The organism is Cyanobacteriota bacterium, from assembly GCA_025054735.1.
Lineage (GTDB): Bacteria > Cyanobacteriota > Cyanobacteriia > SKYG9 > SKYG9 > SKYG9.
This window is the reverse complement of sequence record JANWZG010000211.1, coordinates 1-6634: the sequence shown is the minus strand read 5'-3', so window position 1 is coordinate 6634 and position 6634 is coordinate 1. Positions and strand designations below refer to the sequence as shown.

Annotated in this window: 7 protein-coding genes; 5 read left to right on the top strand and 2 right to left on the bottom strand. The window is 48.3% G+C overall.

All coding sequences use genetic code 11. The annotated features are described in order from the left end of the window. From NZ772_11205 to NZ772_11195, 3 genes are all read left to right on the top strand, one after another. A partial coding sequence (locus tag NZ772_11205) for a hypothetical protein (GenBank protein MCS6814115.1) occupies positions 1 to 400 on the top strand: 400 nt, incomplete at its 5' end. Positions 401 to 687: 287 nt separating this feature from the next. Continuing rightward, a complete protein-coding gene (dnaN, locus tag NZ772_11200; GenBank protein ID MCS6814114.1) occupies positions 688 to 1833 on the top strand; it encodes a DNA polymerase III subunit beta in 1146 nt (381 codons plus the stop codon). Continuing rightward, on the top strand, positions 1830 to 1988 hold the full coding sequence (locus tag NZ772_11195) for a hypothetical protein (GenBank protein ID MCS6814113.1): 159 nt from the start codon (positions 1830 to 1832) through the stop codon (positions 1986 to 1988). The genes dnaN and NZ772_11195 overlap by 4 nt, the downstream gene beginning before the upstream one ends. A 20-nt stretch (positions 1989 to 2008) precedes the next feature. Here the strand turns inward: NZ772_11195 and NZ772_11190 are convergent, their stop codons facing one another. Together NZ772_11190 and NZ772_11185 are read right to left on the bottom strand one after the other, a co-directional pair. Continuing rightward, on the bottom strand, positions 2009 to 2179 hold the full coding sequence (locus NZ772_11190; protein ID MCS6814112.1) for a hypothetical protein: 171 nt from the start codon (positions 2177 to 2179) through the stop codon (positions 2009 to 2011). Between the two features lie 60 nt (positions 2180 to 2239). Then, positions 2240 to 4402 (bottom strand): DNA phosphorothioation-associated putative methyltransferase, encoded by a 2163-nt coding sequence (locus NZ772_11185; GenBank protein MCS6814111.1) that lies wholly within the window; start codon positions 4400 to 4402, stop codon positions 2240 to 2242. Between the two features lie 850 nt (positions 4403 to 5252). On the opposite strand from NZ772_11185, the gene NZ772_11180 reads away from it, so the two are divergent. Continuing rightward, complete coding sequence (locus tag NZ772_11180; GenBank protein MCS6814110.1) at positions 5253 to 6380, top strand: glycosyltransferase; 1128 nt, start codon at positions 5253 to 5255, stop codon at positions 6378 to 6380. 8 nt (positions 6381 to 6388) lie between these two features. After that, on the top strand, positions 6389 to 6634 hold a 246-nt coding region (locus NZ772_11175; protein ID MCS6814109.1), incomplete at its 3' end, for a hydantoinase/oxoprolinase family protein.

The following is a 6634-nucleotide window of genomic DNA, read 5'->3' as shown; positions in this document are numbered from 1 at the left end:
AATTGGCATTCTTAAGCAAGGCTGCATTATTGCTGAAGGCACGTTAACCGAGCTAGTGCGCGTGATCCCCGCCCAAGAGATTGTAATTGTCCGTACTGATGATGAACTAGGGGCGATCGCCTGTGCCCGTCGCCATGGCTTCACTCCCCGCCGTTATGACAACGACCTAGCCTTCTGGCTACCCTATCACCTAGAACTCAAGGACATCATTGCTTGTTTTGAGGGCGTGCCTCTAGATTCCATTGCCCGCCAGTCTATCCGCTTAGAGCACATCTACCTAGAAGTCACCCAAAACGATCACCAGCAGAGGCTTTCTAGCAATTCCCTACCTCTTGTAGCTGTGGAAAATCAGCGTAATTCTGTGGAAAACCCTGCGGAAAAGAATGGGAGAAAGGGTTAACTCTTGGGGAATCATTTTCCACCCATTCCCCAGTTGTGGAAAAAGACTCTGCTTTTCCACATGTTTTCCACAATTGCGATCGCTATCAGATCGTCATGATGGCGAGATCAGAGTAAACCATTCACAGTTTTCACACCCCCTACTACTGCTACTACTTTCTTTAAAGATCGTTCAGGGATCGGAAAACCGCTCTGGACAAGGAGTCTAGATCACATGATCTGTGGCTCTATTAGTAGAGTCTGGGGTATACTAAGGCGCTATTAGCAGAAAATCCGATCGTCCCTTCTATGAAATTCCTCTGTAGCCAATCTGAATTCAATAGCCACTTGTCCCTTGTAAACCGTGCTGTTTCCTCTAAGCCACGCTTGCCGATACTGGCCAATGTACTAGTAGTGGCTGATGAACAAGCAAACCAAATTAACCTGACTGGGTTCGATGAAAGCCTTGGGATCCGAACTAGTTTCTCGGCCCAAGTAGATGATGGCGGGGAAATAACATTACCAGCACGATTGTTGAGTGAGATTGTATCCCGTTTGCCAGCAGGTGATTTGGTTCTAGAGGTAAGCGAGACAGAGGGTAGCAGCCTATTGGCAACCCTGACCTCGTTATCAGGACAGTATCAGGTGCGAGCCATGGGAGCTGACGAATTTCCAGAGCTGCCAGAGGTGAGTGATGGTACTGTCACGGTCTTACCAGTTGCCGGATTGATTGAAGGTTTGCAGGGAACCCTGTTCGCTAGCAGTACTGAGGAAACTAAACAGATTTTGACGGGGGTGCATCTGTCATTACGGCAGGATGCTCTGGAGTTTGCGGCCACGGATGGTCACCGATTGGCAGTGGTGGAAACAAGCCGTGATGAGCAAGTGGGAGTTGCCGATGATACAGGGCTGGAGGTAACCATTCCTGCCAAAACCCTACGGGAACTAGAGCGAATGCTGGCGATCGCCCAAACCCCTACGATTTCTGTGCAGGTTGATGTTAGCCAAGCTGTGTTTGAATGGGGTGCACAGCGCCTCACTAGTCGATTGCTAGATGGACAGTATCCTAACTATCGGCAATTGATTCCTCGTCAGTTTCAACGGCAAGTTACCCTAGAGCGCCGGTTGTTTCTTGCTGCCTTGGAACGTATCTCAGTGTTAGCCGATGCCCGCAACAATGTGGTTAAACTCAGTATTAATGCCACTGCCCAAGAGGTAGCACTGTCGGTAGATGCCCAGGATGTGGGGATGGGACGAGAGCAACTGCCTGCCCAAATTTCTGGGGATAACTTGGATATTGCCTTTAACGTCAAGTATCTAATGGAAGGCTTAAGGGCGATCGATGCCACTGAAGTGCAACTTCAACTCAACACTGCCACCAGTCCCGTCATTTTGACCCCGCTTGGTGCTGTAAAAATGACCTATCTCGTAATGCCCGTCCAAATTCGTAGTTGAGTGTACTGAACTTGCTCGAAGCCCTAGCCGCTTGGCAAGAATTGCAGCAATCTCAGATGAAACTGCGGCATCTGACAGCACATCTGGCGCTACCCACTCAGGCAGCAGCAGATTTTGCAGACTGCGCGGGAAACCAGCAGACTCCAATGATTTAAAGATTTTGTCTATCTGGTGACTAGGTGTGGTCAATTGCCTTTCCTCCTAGACTAGCTGCTTGCTGTTGGAGTTGTTTTAATCCATGGACGATCGCTAACAACGCTCGCGCACTTGCATCTGTCCCATCCCATGCATCAATAGTAGCTGTTTGCAGTAGTTTAATTTGATGTTGGTTTTCTAGGGTTCCCATCCTATGCAGTCATAAAGGCACGAAGGGTTACAGGTGGTTGTTGGGGTTGAGTGGTTCTGGTCAAAGAGCCTTGTGACCTGCTCGATCGTTGCTCCGCTGCCGTTGGGTAGACTTGACTAACTTCACGCGGTAGGGGTCTGCATCTTTGCGCCAGACGACCCGGTGTCCCTTTAACTCAGCACAATAATCCTTCAGGCGCTGTTGCCAGCCGTGGGTGTCATAAATTAGGTGCAAATCATCCAGTAGCCCCCATGCCTTCTCTTGGCGGGTCAGCTTAGCGAACTTTTCATAGAGGGGATAGTCGGTCGTCACCAGTAAATCCTTCTGGTGTAGTAAGGGTGGATTGTCGTTGGGATCGTAATCTCGGTAGTGGACGTGTAGGTCTCGCAGGTCAATGTCCATGCTAGTGTGCAGGGCAGGGTGGGGGTCGGTGTCAAACGTTGGGTAAACCAAGTAGGAAATCTTAGGCTTACGGAGGTGAAACTTGACGACAGTGGCTTCAGGAGGACGGCCAATCGTCCGAGAGGCACAGCCTTCGTAGAGCCGCAGGAGGGGATCGAGGGCTTCTATTGCTGATACATGCACCCAGAGGGAATTGGCTCGCTTCTGCCCGATCGCACTGTTCTTGCAACGCTCCTCAATCACCGCAGGGTTGCTCAGACTCATCAACATAAGGTCTGCTGCTGCACAGGCTTGCTGATAGCTACCAAACAGGCTTTTGATATCGTTCTGCACGACGGGTGCTAAATCCCGCAGCTTGGGACGGCGACCAAAGTGGCTAAGGGCAAGATACACGAGTAAGTCCTGACGGCGACGATCGCTGATGGCATCCCATTCTTGGGGGTTAGTGGCTTTGAGGATAATCTGAAATGCTCGTTTAAGGCTGCCAAACTGGCTACTGAGGGTCTCGGCTTCTGGTAATTCCTCTAGGGTAGGTAGGCGACCGCGATCGGTGAAGAAGGTCATCAAGGGTGTGAGCAGTTGCTTATAGTCCTCAAAGCGCTTGTGGGCAATGCTAATTCTAGGGACAGACACCCGCGATCGATAGCGAGATGCTCGAAAACTCTGAGCCTGAGCTTCATCCCGGAATATGAAATAGATGCCCAAAGCGACAGGTACGGCATCAACTCCTAGCACTTGGTCGATGTAGACCTTGAGTTCTTCCTGGTCGTAGTATTTCTGGAAGGTGTTGCGACTGGTGATTACCCCGTCTCCATAGGCGATTTGAGCATTTCCCTGGGCAATAAGTACCTGAGCTGCCACGATTAAGACTTGCTGGGTGAGATCCCATGCTTTGCACAGGGCTTCCTGACGCTCGGCTGGATCTTCAATTACATTGATGACGTAGCCTAGATTGACAACATCGGCGGGGACTAGGGGGAAATCAGGACGATAGTAGGGATCCCAGCCAGCACTGCTATAGCCCAGCTTTGCAACCCGCTCCAGGTCACCTCCTAGACCACAGCCATAGTCAAAGAAGGTTGTATTGGCGTTGATTAACCCAGCTTCCAGTGCTAGGCGCACGGGTTTGGAGAAATCATTGCGGCTGATAGCAGCTTTGTGGCGATCGATAGTAACAGGGGCAGACACGATGGGCGATCGGGGCACCAGAGTGTGTCCCTGGAGGGTGACGTGGCACTGGGCAAGGCGCTGTTCCCATCCCTGGCGAGTGCCGATCGTCCGAGCGTTGTCCAGTAGTCCCAGAGCTTCTTCTTGGCGAGTTAGGGCAGCAAACTGCTCATAGAGGGGATAGTCAGGGGCAACGAAGGTTTCCTTACGGTGCAAGATAAAGGGATTCTTAGCATTACTATAGTCTCGTTGGATGACCTCACGGCTCTGCAAATCGACGTGTAGACTAGCTTGGAGAGCAGGATGAGGGTCAGTATCAAAGTTGGGGTAATACAAATATGACAGACTGGGTTTTTCTAAATTGAACTTGACAAGGGTAATGTTGTCAGTAACCGTTACTAGTTGCCTAGCTTCTGCTTCCCAAGCCTGTAGGAGGGGATCTAGGGTGCACAGAGCAGAAACATGTATGTAGAAAGCGCTAGGCAGCAGCTTACCAACAGGGCTTTGTTGGCAACAGGTGACGATCGCGCTCCATTGAGTACAGCTAGCATTCACAGGAGAAACGTTGTGCTCATGCACTTGAGGATATGAAGTATATAGTACAGGTGTTGAACCACTACTAACCACTGCTGGGCTAGTCCAAACGGTCAGCATGTTAGCGCAATCGAGCTAATGTTAATGGGTCAACACGGATTGCTAATCAGTAGCAGAGAATTACACTGCATAGTGTTACCCACCTAATAACTATGGATTGGTGCTAACACAGCATCCTGGATAGAACGTTACTCCATAAGTTTTACTCTATGGCTAGCTGTGAAGATGTTGAATCCCCCTACTGCTAATAGTTTAAATTTTCATTAAAAACCCGTATTTACAACTAACCGAATGTCTGATAGTTTATACATACGTCTTGCAAGGCTCATCAACTTATGGTTCTACAAATTTGCGCAGTTTTACAAGCTCGTGGATTTGTAGTTGAAAAGTAATGTCTGGTAGCTAGTGGATAGCCTTTGTACGGGTTGGTGACGATGGTCAACATTTTTGACTTTGTATATCGAGTTTTTGAGGCAGTGTTCTCGTGTGAACCTATGCTGAGGGCTGCCAGATTAGTAATCGAGGAGTGTGCTCTGAACTCAAGAGGGCGGCATTTAAACTAGTCTGAAATTCTTGTTCCGTAATGTCCATATGGTCGTACTTGCATAGTCGTGTGGTCATATGTCTGTATAGTTGTACGTCGTGAAGTTAGCTTGGGGAATTTCGTTGTGCACTGATGTTCCCCGGCTACTAGGAGCATTCATATCTGTAGCTGTGAACTGACGTTTGTAGCTATGGGCCAACGGCCTGCTTAATCTAGGAATGCTAATGGCAATAAAGTAATGATTTGCTGGGAAGGGGGTACTAGGGGTGTGCCTGCAAGGGGAAGCTAGCCCGCCTTGACTCCCACTTAAATCATTACTTCTTTATTGCTACCTATTCTTTTACAAAGTTTTGCACGTATAGAATCATGAATTTAGTTGTTCTCTCACAAATTCACCCTAGTAATCGCCATGTTGGTTTTTCAGTGATTCATGATTTTGAACACTTTTTACGATCGACCCTAAAGCCCACGTTTCTCTATCCGTTGCCAAATCAGAGCATCAATGTGAAGCTATTCAAGCATTATAAGTTTTCAGATAAAGGGCTAGCATTTTTGCGGCGCTACAGACACCGAATCTTTAAATCTTGGTATGAACTCTCAGTACCTCCAGCCATTGAAAAGATTCCTAACCGTGATGACCCTAATGTATTGCTGATTTTAGGGATGACACCAGACTTTTTGCTGTCAATTCACACATTGGAGGCTGTTTTAGACCAATTTGACCTCAAGATTGCCTATTTGCTTGATATGAGCTTTGCTAGCCATGTCGATCGCTCAGTGGCATCATTGCTAGACTATGTGTTTGTCATTTCAACAGGTTTCTTTGATCATTCGGTAACAAATCTTTCATTTGAGATTGGTGTGATACCTCTAGGCATTGACACGTGTCAGGTTCATTACAATCGTGGCCATCGCCCAATTGATATTTTTGGTTACGGGCGCTTTGAGCCGAGCGTACATCGTGTATTGCAAGCTCACTACAACCAGTCTCCCCAACTGGAGCGTATCTATTTGCATTCAACCTTTTCTGGGGGAGAGGTTGAATCTGTAACAGAGCATCTGGCCTTGCATTCTAGGTTGTTGAGCCATACAAAGATTAGCTTGTGCTTTGAAGCTAGCAAATCACCTCGGTTTCAGGGCGCTTCTCCTCTATTGTTCCGATGGTTAGAAGGGTGGTTACATGGTTGTGTACTGGTGGGGAAAGCACCCCGCGATCGTGAGGTGGCCCCGTTGATGGACTGGGAAAATAGCACCCTCGAAATACCAGACAATTTGAATGATGTCGTACCGTTTGTGGAAGCGTTATTAGATAATCGGCATTTGCTTGAAACAACGTCCTATCGAAATTATCACGAGTGTTGTTTGCGTCATGATTGGGCTTATCGGTTAAGGGACATGTTTAACACGGTAGAACTGCCAATTCCCGAGCCAATTACTGATCGAATTCGCCAGCTACAATCTACTAATAGTGTGGATAACTTGGTGATGTCGTAAAGCAGGTCATGGGCCAACTGTCGAACCCTAGACAAGGGTGGGAATTTTGGATCGATCGGGGTGGCACGTTTACTGACATCGTGGCTCGCTCTCCTACAGGTCACCTCGTTATTCACAAGCTGTTGTCAGACAACCCAGAGCACTATCAGGATGCTGCTGTTCAAGGCATTCGAGAAATCTTGGGATTAACTAGTGAGGCACCGCTGCCAGCTGAGCAGATTGCAGTGATTAAAATGGGGACAACAGTTGCCACC

What these genes read in the sequence shown, in the direction of transcription:
- dnaN (MCS6814114.1), top strand. Translation starts at nt 688, where the DNA reads ATGAAATTCCTCTGTAGCCAATCTGAATTCAATAGCCACTTGTCCCTT.
- NZ772_11190 (MCS6814112.1), bottom strand. Translation starts at nt 2,179, where the DNA reads ATGGGAACCCTAGAAAACCAACATCAAATTAAACTACTGCAAACAGCT.
- NZ772_11185 (MCS6814111.1), bottom strand. Translation starts at nt 4,402, where the DNA reads ATGCTGACCGTTTGGACTAGCCCAGCAGTGGTTAGTAGTGGTTCAACA.
- NZ772_11180 (MCS6814110.1), top strand. Translation starts at nt 5,253, where the DNA reads ATGAATTTAGTTGTTCTCTCACAAATTCACCCTAGTAATCGCCATGTT.